The sequence below is a fragment of the Cupriavidus sp. SIMBA_020 genome, assembly GCF_046535395.1.
GTDB classification, from domain to species: domain Bacteria; phylum Pseudomonadota; class Gammaproteobacteria; order Burkholderiales; family Burkholderiaceae; genus Cupriavidus; species Cupriavidus campinensis.
In genome coordinates this window covers 1-240 of the sequence record NZ_JAWRWU010001548.1, presented here as the reverse complement: position 1 = coordinate 240, position 240 = coordinate 1, and the positions used below count along the sequence as shown (strand labels likewise).

Genomic DNA, 240 nt, shown 5'->3' with positions numbered 1-240 from the left:
ACGGCCGTCGGTGCCAATGCAGACCAGGTTGACCGAGGCGCTGCTTTCCATGCTGGTCTGCGCCAGCAGCGTGTTGACGAACTCGTCGCGGTCGACGCGCGAGGTCTTGGGTTCGAACACCAGGCGCACGGCGGCGTCTTTGCCGGACTCGTCGCGCACCGCATCCAGCAGGTTCAGCATCACGGCCTTGGCCTGCGTCTGCTCGGGCGTCAGGCTCTTCTTGCCGCTCTTGACCTTGGG

Annotated in this window: 1 pseudogene; it reads right to left on the bottom strand. The window is 65.8% G+C overall.

The window, feature by feature from the left end:
* Positions 1-240 (bottom strand): annotated as a pseudogene (locus tag SB751_RS34785) (DNA topoisomerase IV subunit A); the annotation flags it as partial.